Annotated in this window: 17 protein-coding genes; 11 read left to right on the top strand and 6 right to left on the bottom strand. The window is 37.3% G+C overall.

Features of this window, described 5'->3' with window-relative positions:
- The first annotated feature begins 56 nt into the window (after positions 1 to 56).
- From murD to FN817_RS08400, 11 genes are all read left to right on the top strand, one after another.
- Positions 57 to 1,394 carry a UDP-N-acetylmuramoyl-L-alanine--D-glutamate ligase gene (murD, locus tag FN817_RS08450; protein ID WP_142717539.1) on the top strand — a complete coding sequence of 446 codons (1,338 nt, stop codon included), beginning with the start codon at positions 57 to 59 and terminating at the stop codon, positions 1,392 to 1,394.
- 17 nt (positions 1,395 to 1,411) lie between these two features.
- Positions 1,412 to 2,650, top strand: a complete 1,239-nt coding sequence (locus FN817_RS08445) for an FtsW/RodA/SpoVE family cell cycle protein (protein ID WP_034694212.1) — start codon at positions 1,412 to 1,414, stop codon at positions 2,648 to 2,650.
- Between the two features lies 1 nt (position 2,651).
- Positions 2,652 to 3,746 carry an undecaprenyldiphospho-muramoylpentapeptide beta-N-acetylglucosaminyltransferase gene (murG, locus tag FN817_RS08440; protein WP_142717538.1) on the top strand — a complete coding sequence of 365 codons (1,095 nt, stop codon included), beginning with the start codon at positions 2,652 to 2,654 and terminating at the stop codon, positions 3,744 to 3,746.
- A gap of 116 nt (positions 3,747 to 3,862) precedes the next feature.
- The gene (locus FN817_RS23585; protein WP_394345037.1) at positions 3,863 to 4,036 is read left to right on the top strand and encodes a GIY-YIG nuclease family protein; all 174 of its coding nucleotides are present in this window, start codon (positions 3,863 to 3,865) and stop codon (positions 4,034 to 4,036) included.
- A gap of 141 nt (positions 4,037 to 4,177) precedes the next feature.
- Positions 4,178 to 5,536: a UDP-N-acetylmuramate--L-alanine ligase gene (gene murC / locus FN817_RS08430; protein WP_142717537.1), complete on the top strand. Its 1,359-nt coding sequence runs from the start codon at positions 4,178 to 4,180 to the stop codon at positions 5,534 to 5,536.
- A gap of 65 nt (positions 5,537 to 5,601) precedes the next feature.
- Positions 5,602 to 6,567, top strand: coding sequence for a cell division protein FtsQ (locus FN817_RS08425; RefSeq protein ID WP_185149902.1), 966 nt, complete (start codon positions 5,602 to 5,604; stop codon positions 6,565 to 6,567).
- Positions 6,568 to 6,654: 87 nt separating this feature from the next.
- On the top strand, positions 6,655 to 8,040 hold the full coding sequence (gene ftsA, locus FN817_RS08420) for a cell division protein FtsA (protein WP_142717536.1): 1,386 nt from the start codon (positions 6,655 to 6,657) through the stop codon (positions 8,038 to 8,040).
- A gap of 90 nt (positions 8,041 to 8,130) precedes the next feature.
- The gene (ftsZ, locus tag FN817_RS08415) at positions 8,131 to 10,044 is read left to right on the top strand and encodes a cell division protein FtsZ (RefSeq protein WP_142717535.1); all 1,914 of its coding nucleotides are present in this window, start codon (positions 8,131 to 8,133) and stop codon (positions 10,042 to 10,044) included.
- A gap of 87 nt (positions 10,045 to 10,131) precedes the next feature.
- The gene (locus tag FN817_RS08410; protein WP_047379989.1) at positions 10,132 to 10,578 is read left to right on the top strand and encodes a GatB/YqeY domain-containing protein; all 447 of its coding nucleotides are present in this window, start codon (positions 10,132 to 10,134) and stop codon (positions 10,576 to 10,578) included.
- 459 nt (positions 10,579 to 11,037) lie between these two features.
- Positions 11,038 to 11,448, top strand: coding sequence for a BrxA/BrxB family bacilliredoxin (locus tag FN817_RS08405; protein WP_115929805.1), 411 nt, complete (start codon positions 11,038 to 11,040; stop codon positions 11,446 to 11,448).
- A 105-nt stretch (positions 11,449 to 11,553) separates the two neighbouring features.
- Positions 11,554 to 13,071, top strand: coding sequence for a GH3 auxin-responsive promoter family protein (locus FN817_RS08400; RefSeq protein ID WP_142717534.1), 1,518 nt, complete (start codon positions 11,554 to 11,556; stop codon positions 13,069 to 13,071).
- A 55-nt stretch (positions 13,072 to 13,126) separates the two neighbouring features.
- Here FN817_RS08400 and FN817_RS08395 read toward each other — a convergent pair whose 3' ends face one another.
- The 6 genes from FN817_RS08395 to mutL all read right to left on the bottom strand — a co-directional run bounded on the left by FN817_RS08395 (position 13,127) and on the right by mutL (position 18,501).
- A complete protein-coding gene (locus FN817_RS08395; RefSeq protein WP_142717533.1) occupies positions 13,127 to 13,537 on the bottom strand; it encodes a hypothetical protein in 411 nt (136 codons plus the stop codon).
- Positions 13,538 to 13,565: 28 nt separating this feature from the next.
- Positions 13,566 to 13,928, bottom strand: coding sequence for a hypothetical protein (locus tag FN817_RS08390; protein WP_142717532.1), 363 nt, complete (start codon positions 13,926 to 13,928; stop codon positions 13,566 to 13,568).
- A gap of 4 nt (positions 13,929 to 13,932) precedes the next feature.
- Positions 13,933 to 14,904 carry an endonuclease/exonuclease/phosphatase family protein gene (locus FN817_RS08385; RefSeq protein ID WP_167498829.1) on the bottom strand — a complete coding sequence of 324 codons (972 nt, stop codon included), beginning with the start codon at positions 14,902 to 14,904 and terminating at the stop codon, positions 13,933 to 13,935.
- Between the two features lie 73 nt (positions 14,905 to 14,977).
- Positions 14,978 to 15,967, bottom strand: a complete 990-nt coding sequence (locus tag FN817_RS08380; protein WP_167498828.1) for an endonuclease/exonuclease/phosphatase family protein — start codon at positions 15,965 to 15,967, stop codon at positions 14,978 to 14,980.
- 9 nt (positions 15,968 to 15,976) lie between these two features.
- On the bottom strand, positions 15,977 to 16,705 hold the full coding sequence (locus FN817_RS08375) for a rhomboid family intramembrane serine protease (protein ID WP_142717530.1): 729 nt from the start codon (positions 16,703 to 16,705) through the stop codon (positions 15,977 to 15,979).
- 5 nt (positions 16,706 to 16,710) lie between these two features.
- Positions 16,711 to 18,501, bottom strand: coding sequence for a DNA mismatch repair endonuclease MutL (mutL, locus tag FN817_RS08370; RefSeq protein ID WP_142717529.1), 1,791 nt, complete (start codon positions 18,499 to 18,501; stop codon positions 16,711 to 16,713).
- Positions 18,502 to 18,619 lie beyond the last annotated feature (118 nt).

The raw sequence follows: 18,619 nt of genomic DNA, 5'->3' as shown, positions 1-18,619 counted from the left end.
AAAAGCTGTAGCAATAAGCTTAAAGCTTAAAGCCTATAGCATAAAGCTTTTATAATATGAGAATAGTTGTTTTAGGAGGTGGAGAAAGCGGATGCGGCGCTGCTTATTTGGCTAAAAAGAAAGGTCTGGAAGTATTTCTTTCAGATAAAGGAGCCATTAAGGATAACTATAAGCAGTTTCTTGCCGATAATGAAATTGAATTTGAAGAAGGAAACCACGATGAAGAAAGGATTTTAAATGCTGACTGGATTGTAAAAAGCCCGGGAATTCCGAAAAAAGCAGAGATCATTCACAAGATTCATGAAAAAGGAATCAGGCTTTCCTCCGAAATTGAATTTGCTTCTGAATTTACAGATGCAAAGATCATCGCCATTACCGGAAGCAACGGAAAAACAACCACTACTTCCCTGATCTATTATATTCTGAAAAATGACGGATTGAATGTAGGTTTGGGTGGAAATATCGGCTATAGCTTTGCCAAGCAGGTTGCAGACGAAAATCATGAATATTATGTACTGGAGGTAAGCTCTTTCCAGTTGGATGATATTCAGAATTTCAGACCTTATATTTCTTTATTGTTGAATCTGTCTAAAGATCACCTGGATCAGTACAACTACAACTATGAAGAATATGCGCTTGCAAAATTCAGAATCACTGAAAATCAGGAAAATGATAATTTCTTCATCTATAACAAGGATGATGAAATGAGCAAAAATCTTCTTGAAAAACTTGAAATAAAGGCCAAAATGATTCCTTTCTCCACAAAAGAGAAGTTACCTGAAGGAGGTTTTGTGAATGAAGATGAGATTGTGGTAAAAATGAAAGACGAGTTCTCAATGAAAGTTGATGAATTGTCTCTATTGGGAAATCATAATGTAGCGAATAGTTTGGCAGCATCTATTGCCGGTAAGATATTAAAAATCAATAATGAAAGCATCAGACATTCACTGATGACTTTCCAGGCTGTAGAACACAGATTGGAATTGGTGACTGAAATTGACAGTGTAAAATACATCAATGACAGTAAGGCAACCAATGTGAATGCCACTTACTATGCTTTGGAAAGTATGAAAACACCAACCGTATGGATCGTTGGTGGATTAGATAAAGGAAACGACTATACCGAAATTGAAGATTTAGTCAAAAGAAAAGTAAAGGCAATCGTTTGCCTTGGAGTAGATAACAAGAAGATCATAGATTTTTTTAAAGACAAAAAAGAAGTTATTTATGATACTTCAAGCATGGAAGAAGCCGTGAGAATTTCAAAATCACTGGCTAAAAAGGGTGATACTGTTTTACTATCTCCATGCTGCGCAAGCTTTGACTTGTTCAAAAGCTATGAAGACAGAGGACGCCAGTTTAAACAACAGGTATTAAAAGCCAATGGCCAATAGCCAGAATAGCATTACATATGGACGAACAGAACACAGAAAGCAGATTTGAATTTCTAAAGGGCGATAAAGTACTTTGGATGGTCATCCTTGTGATCTCCATTTTCTCTATTTTCCCGGTATACTCTGCAAGTTCAAATCTCGAATACATTGTTAATAACGGGACTACAACGGGTCACGTTATCAAACATATGTTCTTTGTAGTCTTAGGATTAGCCATTATGAGACTGGTAGGAACCATAAAATATGAATACATCGGAAAGCTCAGCAGTATTCTGCTTGGTCTTATGATTGTTCTGCTGATTGTCACTATGTTTACGGGACAGACCATTGACGGAGCCAGTGCTTCCAGATGGCTGAAAATACCGGGAACACCCATTTCCTTCCAGCCTTCATCATTTGCCTTTTTAATGCTGATTATCTATCTGTGCAGATATTTAACCAAAAAGATCACCAGAGAAAGGCTTCCGATAGAGAATATCATGTATATTTTCGGACCTATCCTGCTTGTTTTTGTATTGGTAGCAAAAGATAACGGTTCTACGGCATTAATGATTCTAATGGTTTCCGTAGTGGTTCTCATCATAGGACAGCTTCACTGGAAATACATTGCAGGATTTATTTCTGCCTCATTTGTAGCCATTGTTCTATTTTTATTAATAGCGCTGAATACAAACATGATCGGTGGTAACCGTGTTCACACATGGATGAGCCGTGTAGAAACATTTACTTCCAGCAAAGCAAAATCAGCCGATGTGGATGACGAGAGTGTAAAAGCGAAAAACTATCAGGTAATGCAGGCCAAAGCAGCCATCGTACATGGTGGGATTACCGGAATGGGGCCGGGAAAAAGCGCATTGAAACAGATGCTTCCACAATCTGCCTCTGACTTTATTTTTGCTGTCATTGTAGAGGAATATGGAGTAATTGGAGCTGCTTTTTTGATCAGTTTATATCTGATTATGATGATCAGGATCGTAATGATTGCCAGTAAGATGCCGGCATTTTTCGGATCGCTGCTCGTGCTAAGCCTTGGAGTGATGATCTTCATTCAGCTTTCAGTAAATATCGCTGTTGCAGTGAATCTGATTCCGGTTACAGGACAGCCGCTGCCTTTGATCAGTTACGGAGGAACCTCAATGCTGGTCACCTATTTACAGTTAGGTATTATTTTAAATATAAGCTCAAGGATTCAGATTTATGATGAAGAAGGAATGGGCAAAAAACAAAGTATAGCAGAAATAAACGATATTGCTTAAAATGGACAAAAAATTAAAAATAGTATTATCCGGCGGAGGAACAGGAGGACATATCTTCCCGGCTATCGCCATTGCTGATGAGATCAGAAAGAGATTTCCTGATGCAGAATTTTTGTTCATTGGTGCCAACGGGAAGATGGAAATGGAAAAAGTTCCTCAGGCAGGCTATAAAATAGAAGGAATTGATATCGCAGGAATAGACAGAGGAAACCTGTTATCCAATCTCGGACTTCCTTTCAAGATTCTGAAAAGTTTATCAAAATCCAAGAGGATTATCAAAAACTTCGCTCCCGATTTTGCAGTAGGAACCGGAGGATTTGCCAGCGGACCCGCTCTTTATGAAGCCAGCAAAATGGGAATTCCTATTTTCATACAGGAACAGAATGCTCACGCCGGAGTAACCAATAAAATTTTAAGCAAGAAAGCGAAAGCCGTTTTCACAGCTTATCCAAAAGTAGAAGGTTTTCCCGCAGAAAAAATAAAATTCCTGGGAAATCCGATTCGTGAGAACATTGTTTCAGGAATGCAGGAAACCGCTCAGGCAAAAGAAAAAATGGGATTGAATAAAGACAAACTTACGATTCTCTCTGTAGGGGGTTCTTTAGGCTCCAGAACATTGAATAATGCATGGAAAGAAAACCTTGAAAATCTTAAAGAAAAAGGGTATCAGTTAATTTGGCAAACAGGAAAGTTGGATTACAACGAATTGTCTTCCAGCCTCAAGCTTCCAGCTTCCATTCATTTGAAAGAATTTATCAAAGATATGGAACTGGCTTATTCTGCAGCTGATATCATCGTTTCCAGAGCCGGAGCCATTGCCATTTCAGAGCTGGCAGTAGCACAAAAACCGGTCCTTTTGGTTCCTTTTCCTTTTGCAGCGGAAGACCACCAAACTAAAAATGCCATGAATCTGGTTGAAAAAAATGCAGCAAGAATGGTAAAAGACTCTGAAATGCAGGAAAAATTCTGGAATACATTATCAGAGATCTGCGAAAATGAAAGTGTAAGAAAAGAAATGTCCGACAATCTGAAATATTTTGCCAAGCCAAATGCCGCAAAAGAGATTGTAGACGAGATATTTAATGTGATAAAATAGAAAGGCTTCGACAGGCTCAGCTTGACATTAGTAAAATAAAAAAAGTTAGTATTAGAGCTGTCACCCTGAGCTTGTCGAAGGGCCAGTAAGCAAACACAAATGAATGAAAATATATTATGTATACAAGAAAACCCGTAAAACTTGTTTTCTACCATGAGTTTAATGATGTTAATCAAGCGATAAGCTTTGAAAAACAAGTTAAAGGTTGGAGTAGGAAAAAGAAGGAAGCAATAATAAATAATAACTGGGATTTATTACCCTTGTTATCAAGAAATAGGATGAAAGATTAGGAGGCTTCGACAAGCTCAGCCTGACATTGTTAAAACTTAATTTATTAACGAGTCATTGATATTAGTTGACTAAAGCCTTATAATATAAAATATAGTAATAGAACTCTGAACTGGTTCAAGAGTTTAAAGATTAAAATATAAATGAACATTTTACAAACATATCAGACTTTTTACTTCGTTGGAATCGGAGGTATCGGAATGAGTGCATTAGCGCGCTATTTCAATGCATCCGGAAAAAAAGTATTGGGTTACGACAAGACCAATACAAAATTGACTCAGAATCTGATGAATGAAGGGATTGATATCGTTTTTGAAGACCTTATTGATGAAAGGATCACTTCACTTCAGAAAGAAGACACATTGGTGATCTATACTCCAGCCATCAAAACGCTTGGAATATTAGATTATTTCAATGAAAATCAGTTTGAAGTATTGAAACGAGCTAAGGTTTTAGGATTAATTACTGAAAATACAGACTGTATTGCTGTAGCAGGAACCCATGGAAAGACAACAACGTCTACTCTTGTGGCTCATTTATGCAAAGAAGCAGATCTTCCTTTCTCATGCTTTTTAGGAGGAATTTCTGAAAACTTTAAATCCAACTTTCTGTACAACGGCTCCAAATATTCTGTAGTAGAGGCGGATGAATATGACAGAAGCTTCCTGAACCTTTCCCCGGATTGGGCAGTAGTAACCTCTACAGATGCAGATCACCTGGATATTTATGGAGATAAGAGCCATATCGAAGAAGGATTCAGACAGTTTGCAGCTTTAGTGCCTCAGGACAGCCAGCTTTTTGTAAGAAAAGGACTGGAAATCGGCAGAGGACACCAGACTTATGCAGTCAATGAACCAGCAGATTATTATTCAGACAACCTGCGTATGGAGCATGATAAAATTTATTTTGACTTCCATACTCCTGTTGAAACAATAAAGGATTTCGTTTGGGAAATTCCGGGAATCCATAATGTGGAAAATGCTACGGTAGCACTGGCTATTCTGCATAATTTAGGCGCAGATTTTGATACGCTGAAAAAAGCTATTGCCAATTTTAAAGGAATTAAAAGAAGATACACGAAACATATTTATCAGAATGGTAAAATTTACATTGATGATTATGCCCACCACCCTACAGAAATCAATGCTGTAATGGGCTCAATCAAAACATTTTATCCTGATAAAAAACTATTGGTAGCCTTCCAGCCCCACCTTTTCAGCAGAACCAGAGATTTCGCAGACGGGTTTGCAGAAAGTTTAAGCAAAGCAGATGAACTTATTCTGCTTGATATTTATCCTGCAAGAGAACTTCAGGAAAACTTTGAAGGAATTACTTCAAGCTGGCTGCTGGACAAAGTAACATTAGATAAAAAAGAAGTATCAACATTATCAGATGCTTTTGAAAAAATAAAAGAAAAAGATTTTGACATCCTTCTTACCGTAGGTGCAGGAAATATAGACACCCTGTATGATCCTATCTGTGAATGGATAAGTAAATTGTAAAAAGTAATAATGTATTTAAGTATTCATGAATACACTTTACATAAATACATGAATACAAAAAATGTATGAAAAATAAATACAGAATATTAAAAATTGCTGTCACTGTAATCATCCTTGGATTGTTACTGAGTTTCTCGTTGAAGAGATTCAGCCACCAACAGATTACAGACAATAAGATTTCTGTAAAAATGAGTGAAAAAACTCCGGTTTATTTTGTAGATGAAAAAGATATCAGGGAGATTGTAAAAAAAGAAAATCCTTCCGGAAAAGTAGGTGATCTTAATATTCCGTCCTTGGAAAAAAGAATCAATGCACTTCCAGCGGTCGATAGTGCCAATGTTTATCTGAACCTGAATGGAAAACTGAATCTGGATATCAAGCAGAGAGTTCCTGTTTTCAGGCTTAATAAGGATGGAAAAGACTTTTATGTAGATGAAAAAGGAGTTGAATTTCCAATTTCAAGAACCTATTCTCACCCATGTATGCTGGTAACCGGAAATGTACAGCCGGATGAATATGAAAAGCTGGCAGAGCTGGTAGGAAAGATAGATAAAGATGATTTCAGTAAGAAATATTTTATCGGGATTTCAAAAAGCAAAGACAGCTACAGTCTTCTGACAAGTGAAGGAAATTACCGGGTAGAAATTGGAGATCTGGATAATATTGATTTTAAAGTAAAAGGATTTAAAACCTTTGTGGAAAAATATCTTGTGTATCAGGATCCACAGAAGTACAGCATGGTTTCAGTAAAATACCAGAATCAGATTGTTACTACTTTAAACCCTTATTTTAAAGAAAATGACAGTATTTTAAAAGCTGGAAAAATGGAACTGGCAAAAGCTCCTACTCCAATGTCAACAGTAAAGAAGACAGAGGCTAAGCTAAAGATAACGGAATCAAAAAAGACAAGCCCCTCACCTGTAAAAACAAAAGAAAGCACAAAAACACATACAAAAGAAGTGAAAAAACCAGAGAAAAAATCAAGCGCTAAGGCCTTGTCCAAGCCAAAGGCAAAAGTAAAAATAGAATAAGTCCTTCCGGGACATTCAATACACAAACAGGAGATCATTCTTAGAGAAAAAAAAGGAAAAAGTAGAAAAAATCAAATCGATATAAAAATGGAAAATCAAGAGTATTCAGTAGGTCTGGACATCGGGACAACAAAGATAGTCGCGATTGTCGGAAGAAGGAATGCACACGGGAAAATAGAAGTTCTCGGTGTAGGAAAAGCTAAAAGTCTTGGTGTTCATAAAGGTATTGTGAATAATATTTCACAGACTATTAATTCAATCAAGGCTGCAGTATCCGAAGCACAATCCAGTGCCGGCGTTCCTATCCGCAAAGTTACGGTAGGTATTGCAGGAAAACACATTCGTTCTCTGCAGCACTCCGATTATATTATGCGTGAACATCCTGACAAATTTATTACAGACGATGACATTGAAGCATTAAAAGATCAGGTGAAAAAGCTGGTTATGCTTCCTGGAGAAGAAATTATCCACGTACTTCCTCAAGAATATAAAGTGGATTCCGAGGGTGAAATTCAGGAGCCCGTTGGTATGCATGGAAAGCGTTTAGAAGCTAACTTCCACGTTGTAGTAGGTCAAATGGGCAGCATCAGAAATATTGCAAGATGCGTTCGTGAAGCCGGATTAGAAATGGAAGCCCTTACTTTAGAACCATTGGCCTCTTCAGAAGCTGTTCTTACAAAAGAAGAAAAAGAAGCCGGTGTAGCGATTGTTGACATTGGTGGTGGTACAACAGATATTGCGATATTTAAGGATAATATCATCCGTCATACCTGTGTGATTCCATACGGAGGCGGAATTATTACCGAAGATATCAAAGAAGGTTGTTCCATTATAGAGAAACATGCAGAACAACTTAAAGTAAAGTTTGGTTCGGCTGTTCCCGAATTAGAAAAAGACAGTACTTTTGTAACCATTCCGGGGCTTCACGGCAGACCGGACAAAGAAATTTCTTTAAAAACTCTGGCACAGATCATCAATGCAAGAGTAGAAGAAGTTTTGGAAATGGTTAATACAGAACTGAAAGCGTATGGTGCTTTTGAACAAAAGAAAAAGCTTATTGCCGGAATCGTTCTTACAGGCGGTGGTTCAAACTTAAAACATCTTCGTCAGCTGGCCAATTATACCACAGGTTTTGACAGCAGAATCGGTTTTGCGAATGAATATATCGCCAATGATAAAAATCAGTACCTGAAAGGCCCTGAATTTGCTACGTCTATCGGGTTACTGATGGAGAGTTTAAAGATCAGAGACAAAAAGCAGAATGCTGATGAAATCATAGAAGTTGCTGCAGAACAGCCAAAGCAGGAAACCGCTTCAGTACAGACAGAAACTGTTCAGCCGGTTCAGCAGGCAGCACCTGTTCAGGAGCACCCGTCTTTTGAGAATGAAAGACAGGAGAACAGAAAGGCGAAATTGACCTTCGGGCAGTCGCTTATGGAAAAAGTAAAAAAATTCTTTGAAGAAGTAGAGTAAATTATAAATGATGATGATAAGCGATAAACGATCTTTTCCTTATCAATTATCATTGATCAGTTATCAATTATAATTATTAAAAATATAGTTATGGAAAATATAGGTACACAAGGATTTTCATTTGATTTGCCAAAAGGAAATTCATCCATCATAAAAGTAATCGGTGTAGGGGGCGGTGGAAACAACGCTCTGAAACACATGTACGAGAAAGGAATTCACGGCGTTGATTTCGTGATTTGTAATACAGATGCTCAGACTCTTGATAATAACCCGGTTGCTAATAAAGTTCAGTTAGGAACCACAATTACAGAAGGTCTTGGAGCTGGTGCAGACCCTGAGGTTGGAGAGAAATCTGCAATCGAAAGTATTGAAGATATTAAAGCTGCTATGGGCCAAAACACCAAAATGGTGTTTATCACTGCCGGAATGGGTGGTGGTACCGGTACCGGAGCCGCTCCTGTCATTGCTAAAGTAGCAAAAGACATGGGAATTCTAACAGTAGGTATTGTTACCGTTCCTTTCAGCTTTGAAGGTAAAAGAAGATTAGATCAGGCTGAAAACGGTCTTGATAAACTAAAAAATAATGTTGATTCATTAATTGTCATCAACAATGATAAACTGAGACAGCAGTTCGGAAACCTTGGATTCAAGCAGGGATTCTCAAAAGCCGATGAAGTTTTAGCTAATGCAGCCAAAGGGATGGCAGAAGTTATTACAGGTTACTTTGATGTAAACATTGACTTTAGAGATGCTAAATCTGTACTTCAGAATTCAGGTACCGCGTTGATGTCTACAGGAACTGCTTCAGGTGAAAATAAAGCCGAAGAAGCGGTAAGAAAAGCCCTTGATTCTCCATTATTGAATGATAATAAGATTACAGGTGCCAAAAACGTTCTGTTATTGATCAGAAGTGGTGCTGAAGAAGTAACCATGGATGAGATTGGTATCATCATGGACCACATCCAGAAAGAAGCAGGAAACACAGCGGATATTATCTTCGGGGTTGGGGCTGATGAAGAATTGGGAGATGCAGTAAGCGTTCTTGTTATCGCAACAGGATTCTCTAACGAGAACAAGAAATTTGCAGGACCTACAGAGAAAATCAGAATCAGTCTTAACGACAGCTTTGATGCTCCGAAAAACTCGCCCTTCAAAACAAGAGAAGAAAGAGAGTCTGCACCAGAGACAGCCTATGATTCAAGCAGAGCCAATCATTTCAGATTAGATGATGAAGACCACAGCACACAGTTCAAGGTAACATCTATTGAAAAAAAAATGATTCTTGAAGAAGAGCCAGTGAAACCCGAAATCAAATTCACTGATAAAGAAGAAAATATCATAAATACTCCTGAACAGGCTTGGAAAAACGAAGAAGAAAGTGAGCAGGAATACAGCTTATTTTCTATTGACGAAGAGAATGAAGATCCAAATGACCTGGAAATTCAGTCTTTCTCATTTGATTTCGAAAATAAAAAAGATGAGCCCCAATCAGGAAGTACTTTCAATAGCTCTTTTGCAGAAGAAAAGCCTGTTGAATTCAGTTTCTTTGTTAACGAACCTGTCAGAAATGAGCCTAATACTGATTTCGGACAGCCAAAAGCAGAGTTTAGCAACCCAAGCAATGCTGCTGTAGCTGAACCGGCTCAGAAGATTGAAACCTTCTACCAGAAACAGGAAGAACCAAAAGCTGAAACAAGAACTGCTTTTGAAAACAAAACAGAAATTGAAACTCCGAAAACGGAAGAATCAGAATTCACTTTTGTGAATAAAACGATTGACCAGGACAGAGTGATTGAAAGAAGAAATAAATTAAAAGAATTCAATTCCCGCTACCAAAGCTTTGACAGCACGAGTGAATTTGAATCTATTCCTGCTTTCAAAAGAAAAAATATTTCGATCGACGGAACCAATGCTTCAGATCAGAACATCAACACCTATCTGTCTGACAACAATGGCTCTATGCAGATCAGAGAAAACAGATTTTTAAATAAAGACGTAGATTAAATGCTATTGGCAATTGGTTATTAGCAAATGGCTCCCGGGCCTTATGAAAGCTATTAGCCAACTGCCAGAAGCCAAAAGCATATAAACATGAGTTTAGAAAATATAATAAGCGAAGCTATAAAAACAGCCATGAGAGAAAAAGACAGAGTCGCTCTGGACTCTCTTCGTGCTGTAAAATCTCAGATTCTTCTTTTACAAACAGAAGCAAGAGGCGCTGAAGTTTCTGCAGAGCAGGAAATTGCTATTCTTCAGAGAATGATCAAGCAGCGTAAAGATTCTTTTGAGCAGTTTTCTGCTCAAGGGAGACAGGACCTTGCAGAAGTAGAGGAAGCTCAGATGAAAGTAATTGAAAAGTTTTTACCTAAACAGCTTTCTGCAGAAGAACTTGAAACAGAAATTAAAAATATTATTTCTGAAACCGGCGCTGAATCTATTAAAGATTTAGGGAAGGTAATGGGAGCAGCATCAAAAGCATTAGCCGGAAAATCAGACGGAAAAAGTATTTCCGAGATGGCTAAAAAGCTGCTGTCTTAGTTGAAAGCTAACCGTTGATGGCAAATCCATAACCCTTCAACTTATTATTTCCTATCAACTATTTATATTAGGATATACAACCTTTGCATATCGATTTGATTAAGAAGCCCGGAACTTTTCAGTTCCGGGCTTCACTTTTCTTTGGATATTAAAGTTTGTTAATCAGTTTTGATTCTAAACTGCAAAAAGAATTAAGATACTACCATATTTCATAGAGTATTTAAGTGGTTGATTGCTTGAGGGAAAGCCTTAAATGTTTTTTTCATGGTCGTTTGTTTTTCAGAATCATTTCAAAATTAACAATAATTTTCCATTATTCCTAGTCTTAATTCACTTTTTTTTGAATATTATTACAATATTAATATTTGATTAATTTTATATGACTAATCCATTGATAGTTTTTATATATTGAACAAACGCAAAGAAATGCTTAACTTTGTGCAGATAAAAACAAAATATATGTACCCAACAGATTTAGTAATGCCTATGAAGGCAGAGCTTACAGATAAAGGTTTCCAGGATTTGACAACTCCAGCTCAGGTAGAAGATGCGCTGAAGCAGTCCGGAACTACATTATTGGTTATTAACTCCGTATGTGGTTGTGCTGCAGGTGCTGCAAGACCAGGAGTTGTATACTCTCTGACAGGAGATAAGAAACCTGATCATTTAACCACTGTATTTGCAGGATTTGATACTGAGGCTGTAACAGAAGCAAGAAAACACCTTGCTCCATTCCCTCCAAGTTCTCCATGTGTAGCCCTTTTCAAAGATGGTGAATTGGTTCACATGCTGGAAAGACACCACATCGAAGGGAACCCTGCAGGTGCTATCGCTGCCAACCTTCAGGCTGCATATGATGAGTATTGCTAAGAAACAATAATCTAAATATCAAACCGTTACATATTTTGTAACGGTTTTTTTATTTAATTCTGTAAAAAATTTTCAGAAAATTCAAATATCATTATATTTGTTGGAATGGCAACCAAAGCACTTTTTAATACCGTAGTCAACTGGTTCATCCGTCAAAGGATAGATCAGATACAGAATTTCATGGACCATCCCATTGAGACCCAGAAAGGCATACTCTTTTCTCAGCTGTTTCATGCAGAGGATACGGAATACGGTAAACTATACGGATTTAACTCTATATCAAGTTATCAGGATTTTAAAAACAAAGTTCCGATTGTTACCTATGAAGAAATGGAGCCCTATATCGAAAAAGCAAGACAGGGACAAAAAGATGTAAGCTGGCCCGGGTTCATTAAACATTTTGCCAAATCGTCGGGAACCACCAATGCCAAGAGCAAATTCATCCCTATTTCTGCCGAAAGCCTTGAATACTGCCACATGAAGGCAGGAAAAGACATGGTGTCCATTTATGCCAATAATCACCCCGAAAACCAGCTTTTTAACTATAAAAATTTACGGTTAGGGGGAAGTTCTGAATTGTATGCTGACTTTAACACAAAATTTGGCGATTTATCTGCTATTTTAATTGATAATCTTCCTTTTTGGGTAGAAATTACCACCACTCCAAGCAAGAAAGTCTCTTTGATGGGAGAATGGGAAAGCAAACTGAAGGCGATCACCTCTGAAGTAAAAAATGAAGATGTGGGAAGTATTCTTGGGGTACCAAGCTGGATGATGGTTCTTCTTCAAAAAGTATTAAAGGAAACCAATATCGGAAGTATTTCAGAGCTATGGCCGAATCTGGAGGTGTTTTTTCACGGCGGAATCAGTTTTAAGCCCTACAGGGAGCAATTCCGGCAGATCATCGGAAAAAAAATCAATTACTACGAAATTTACAATGCTTCTGAAGGCTTCTTCGGGATACAGGACAGATCAGACAGTGACGAAATGCTGCTGATGCTGGATTATGGTATATTTTACGAATTCATTCCTATGGATCAGTTCCATTTTTCAAATCCGAAAGTGGTAAACCTGGAAGACGTGGAAGTGGGTAAAAATTATGCAATGGTAATTACAACCAACGGCGGTCTATGGAGATATCTGATTGGTGATACCGTTGTCTTTACATCAACCAACCCATTCAGAATTAAAATAACAGGAAGAACAAAACATTATATCAATGCTTTTGGTGAAGAGCTTATGATTACCAATGTGGAATCTGCCCTTTCAAAGGCCTGTGAAGCTACAGGAGCACAGATTACGGATTTTACGGGAGCTCCTGTCTTTATGAAAGGAAACGAAGGAGGTGCCCATGAATGGATCTTTGAATTCAGCCAGCATCCGGATGATCTGGACAGCTTTATTGATGCATTTGACAAGCATTTAAAAACTATTAATTCTGATTATGAAGCCAAGAGATACAACAATATAACCCTTAAAAGGCCTATAGTACACATTGCTAAAACCAATCTTTTCTATCACTGGCTGGAAGCTAAAGGAAAACTTGGCGGTCAAAATAAAGTTCCTAGACTGAGCAACGACAGAGAATATATTGAGCCTCTGCTGGAAATGAATAAAAACTAAAAATTTTCTTTTCAGTTAATAAAAAAAAGCCGTAATTGAATTACGGCTTTCATTTTTATTTACTTAAGTCTTCTTTCACTTTTTTCGCAGCTTCCTCTACTTTTGAAGCTCCTTTTTTGGCGGCTTCTTTAGCATCCTGTCCTACTTTATTTGCTTCCGTTTTGATGTCCTGTCCGGCTTTGTGAAGATCCTGTTTCGTTTTATCGGCTGTTGCATCAATTTTATCTTTAGCCTTTTGAGCCGCATCATCAATCTTATTTCCGGCTGCATCCACTTTTGCTTTTACATCTTCTTTTGCATTGTTGATCTTTGCAGTATCAACAGTGTTTGGAGTTTCTGTAACGGTTGTGGTGGTTGTGGTAACTGATCCGTCAGCGTTTTCTACTTGTTCTTTTTTCGTTGTTGATTTTGTACATGCTACAGTGAATACTGAGATCACTATTGCTGCTAAGATTTGTTTTTTCATATTATATATTTTTTTAAATGATATTGCTTTATTGTGTTTTAGTGTCTGGAGTTGAAGGAGTCTCTGCAGGCTTCTGTTTCTTTTCTGCATCTGCCTTTTTCTTTTCCTCTTCCTGTTTTGCTTTATTTTCTTTTTCAAGTTCTGCTTTTAGCTTATTCTCTTCTTCCTGAAGTTTTTTAGCCTGTTTTACAGAGTCCAGATATTGAGGGGAAGACATTCTTATCTTGCGGGCAATATCTACTGAAACAGCTCCCGTGGAAAAGGAATCAACAGCAACCGTATCATAATTCATCTTAATTTCCTGTTCAGCAGCAAATCCCGGGGTTTCTTTCTTGGAACATGCAGTGAAAAGGATTGTGAAAATAAAAATCGCAGACAGTATATTTTTCATGGAACTAATTTAGCAGAAATTCTGCAATTACAGGATAGTGATCCGATAATTTCACAGACTGGTCTACTTTATAGCTTAAAGGAATAATAGATTTTGAACTGAAAATATAATCAATTCTCAAAGGGACTTTATAGTCATGAAAACTGCTTGCACTTCCCTTACCAGCCATTAAAAACGCATCCTGAAGGTCTTTTCCTAAATTATAATATTCATAAGAATTGGGAACAGAATTAAAATCTCCGGCTAAAATAACGGGGTAAGGAGATAAATCTACCATTTTTCTGATTCTTTTCACCTGATCTTCATGAGCCTGAAATGTAGGCGTCATATGTGAAAGGAGTTGGGAAACATTTCCAAAACCTAAGCCGTCCAGCTTCGTAAACATAGATTTATTAAGTCTGAAAGGTTCAAGATATACATTAATAATTCTGATTACTTTTCCATTAATATCTATATCAGCATAAAATGAATTTCCTCTTGCTTTTTCATCAATCAGTTCTGCCTGTCTTACAATCTTATGTTTCGTTTTAAGAATAACTGACGGATATTTTATAAGATCCCGTTTGATAGCGCGATTGGTATCTTTTTCCTGCACAAGAATTATGTCTGCATCCTGCTCTTTGATATAATTTTTTACTTTATCCCAACCGTATTCCCCATATTTTACATTAAATGTCAATACTTTAATATCCCGTATTGTTTTCACATTTTCTGTTTTTGGAGAAAAGTTGATCCATCGTCTGATCGGGTTATAGAAAATAAGGGTTCCTAATGCAAAAGCGATTGCTATTTTTTGTTTCTTAAAAATCCAGATCAGGGTAAGAATTACATGCGCCAACATCAGATAGGGAAAACCAAGCGAGAGAAGATTAAGATAGCCCAAAAGGTTAGGCGGAATCCACGCATTCCCTAATGTGCTTAACAGCAAAACAGCAATAACGATATGTATAAATAGTAATATCTGATTCGACTTCATGAAAAAACGGTCTTGGTACGGTTTTCTTTCAACAAAAATCCTACCAAGCAGACAATTTTAACTCTTTTTATGATTATTTGTTCTCCGCGGAAAATTTCACGATGACAGGATAATGATCTGAAATACTTACAGAACGGTCAACTTCGTAAGATATTGCCTTTACTGATTTTGAAGAAAAGACATAGTCGATTCTGATTGGAAATTTATAGTCGTGAAAACTGGTTGCGCTGCCCCTTCCTGCCGTTAAAAACGCATCTTCAAGCCCATCTGATAAATGGTAATATTCGTAAGAATTCGGTACAGAATTAAAATCTCCGGCAAGGATGACCGGATAAGGTGAATTTTCAATTACTTTATGAATCAAACCAACCTGTTCCTGATGTTTTTTAAAGGTAGGAATGAGCCTTTTAACAACATCTTTTATTTTTTGTTCATTGGTGTCGGTATTTCCGTTAAGTTTCACCATATCTTTTTCGAACCGGAAAGGGTTAAGATAAACATCAATGAATCTATATATTTTACCATTAATTTCTATATCAACCTGCAATCCAGGAATTCTTAAATTTTCATCTTGTGGATCTATGATCTGCTGCTTAATGATTTTATGCTTTGTCAAAATCGTTAGCCCTCCACCGGGGTTTGCTTTCTGATAACCATCAAATTTGTATACTATACCAGCATCCTCCTGTAAAAGAAGAACATCAGCATCCAGAGATTTCAGATAAGGGCCAATCTCTGTGCTTCCTCTACCGCCAGCCCTGGTATTGAAAGAAACTACTTTTATCCCAGGATTTTCTTTTTTATCAGAGTAGTTAACCCATCGTTTTACAGGATTAATAAAAGCAAGACCCGCAAAAATAAATACAAACGCTCTTTTTTTCCAGCTGAAAACCCAGAATATCGTCAGAATGATATAGCAGATCATAAGCAGTGGAAAACCTAAAGAAAGCAGGTTAAACCATGGAAAAACCTTTGGCGGAACATAGGCGTTCAATAATGTGCCCAGCAGCAAGAATAGAATTCCCAGATGCAGAACGAAGAGTATGAGTCGGAAAACCTTCACAATATTATTTTAATTGAAACGGTACAAATGTTTTTTCCAGCTGAGTGCCAACAGCCAACCTACTAAAGCTCCACCTACGTGGGCAAGATGTGCAATTCCTCCTCCATTCCCGGAAAGCCCAAGATATACGGAAACAACAACAATAATAGGTAGAAGGTATTTTACTTTTATAGGGACCGGAATAAACATGATTCCAATTTTAGAGTCCGGATATAATGTTGCAAATGCTGCTACGACACCGAAAATAGCACCGGAAGCACCTACCATAGGCGTGGCTACAATACCTTTGAAACTTTCCAGTAATTCTTTTTGTTTAAGAATGGAATCTGTATTCCCAGTAAACTCAACACTGGCACCAGACAAATATGCATTTACATTAAATCCAAGCTGCTCTAACTCGTGGGAAAGCTGCTGAACTTCAACAAAATTCCACAAATTGAAAAGAAAAAATGCCCCTAAACCACTTGCAAAATATAAAATCAAATACTTTTTATCTCCTAATGTCTGCTCCAGAATTGGTCCAAAGCTAAAGAGTGTCATCATGTTAAATAAAATATGCATGATACTTCCGTGCATGAACATATGGGTAATAACCTGCCATGAATGGAAAAAAGGTGAAAACGGATAGAAGCCCGCGAGATAACCAATCATCTGGTTACCCATAAAATAAGTAACAATAAATACTATAATATTGATTATAATAATATTCCTTGTAATGGGCGGTATATTGTTAAACATAATTTTTAAAATTTGTTTTTAAAATCATTAAACGGAACTTCATAATAGCATCTTTTGCCATCCGGTAAAAATTCCGGGAAGCCTAATGCTGTAAAGTCTTTAATCAACTGTTCCGCATCTTTTTTATAAATAAAGTCAAATCTTGACTTCGACTGCATTTTGCTCCACTGATTATGGTAATACTGCAAAAATTCTTCTTCTGTCTTGTATTCCAGGATTTCAAAAAGGTTTTCCAGGAATTGCATGGCCTGGGTTTCTTTCAAGCCTTCAGGAAGAGAATCTATTCGAAGTACACTTTCATGAGCAATTTTCATGTCAAACCCTAATTCCGGAAGATATTTTTTGATCGAATTGTATTTTGTCTTCTCGATCTCGTTCATATGATATTCCAAAGAGAAAAGAAGGGCATGGCTGTTTGTGTTTGATTTTCTGGTAGATTTATTTCCTTCAGAAACCAATAGCCTGTGCATTCTTCCGAGATCCAGCATCAATGTCACATCTCCTTTATTGAAAAGCCAGTAGCCGTTCGGAAGCCTCATCAGATCTTCGTCAAAATCTTCATCTTCAAATAAATTGATCTTTGAAGGCTCAGCGGTAATATTCTGATGATACATTTCCGTAAGGTTCTGAATTTCTTCCGGATGCACCACATTTTTTTCTTCAAGGAACGGGTTATAATCTTTATCTACAATGATTTCCGGCATTTTTACAAAACCACTTCCTCCCCCATTTCCTTTGCTGGGAATGGGTTTATTCATCATTTCATCCAATTCAGGGTCTCTGTCGAAATCAAGACTTGGAGAAACATTATAAATTCCTAAAGATCTTTTAATGGTTGAGCGCAGCAAAGCAAAAATAAGATGTTCATCTTCAAATTTCACTTCGGTTTTCTGTGGATGAATATTGACATCTATTTTCTCCGGATCGAGCTCCAGAAAAAGAAAAAATGAAGGTACATATCCCGGCTGAAGCAGGCCTTCAAAAGCTTCCTGTACTGCTTTATTGAAGTAGGGGCTTCTGAAATACCTTCCGTTCACAAAAAGAAACTGCTCTCCCCTTGCTTTCTTGGCTCCTTCAGGCTTGGCAACAAACCCATGAAGTTTACACCAGATAATATCTTCTTTGATAGGAATCAAAAGCGGCTGAAGCTTTCTTCCGAAAACATCCACAATACGCTGCATCTGACTTCCTTTTCTCAATCTGAAAACAGCTTCATCATCATGGAAAAGGGAAAACTCCAGATTCTCATGAGCTAAAGCAACACGCTGAAATTCATCAATTACGTGTCTGAATTCAATATTATTATTTTTTAAAAACTTCCTTCTTGCAGGAACGTTATAAAAAAGATTTTTTACTAAAAAATTTGATCCGTCTGCTGTCTGAACCGGGTCCTGAAACTGGAAAACTCCACCTTCAATATAAATGTTGGTGCCGATAGATGTGTCTTTCTGTTTCGTTCTGAGCTCCACCTGAGAAACCGCTGCAATAGAAGCCAGCGCTTCACCCCGGAACCCTTTTGTAGCAATTTTAAAGATATCTTCTGTTCCTTTGATTTTGGAGGTAGCATGTCTTTCAAATGCCATACGGGCATCTGTTTCGGACATTCCTTTTCCGTCGTCTACCACCTGAATAAGGTTTTTACCGGCATCCCTGATGATCAGTTCAATTTTCGTTGCATCTGCATCAATAGCATTTTCCAAAAGTTCTTTCACGATGGATGCAGGCCGCTGCACCACCTCTCCCGCTGCAATTTGGTTGGCTACATGATCCGGTAAAAGCTGAATAATATCTGACATAAAACGTAAATCAACTTACAAAAATAGTCAATGGAAACGGGAATTAAAATACCAAAATCGTGATTTAATATTTAATTATCAACATTTTTGCCTGTTTATCCCCAATCAATTTTTTTAA

Origin of the sequence: Chryseobacterium rhizoplanae (assembly GCF_900182655.1) — a bacterium.
Classification (GTDB): Bacteria; Bacteroidota; Bacteroidia; order Flavobacteriales; family Weeksellaceae; genus Chryseobacterium; species Chryseobacterium rhizoplanae.
The sequence above is the reverse complement of the archived record's forward strand: the minus strand, read 5'-3'. Positions and strand labels throughout refer to the sequence as shown.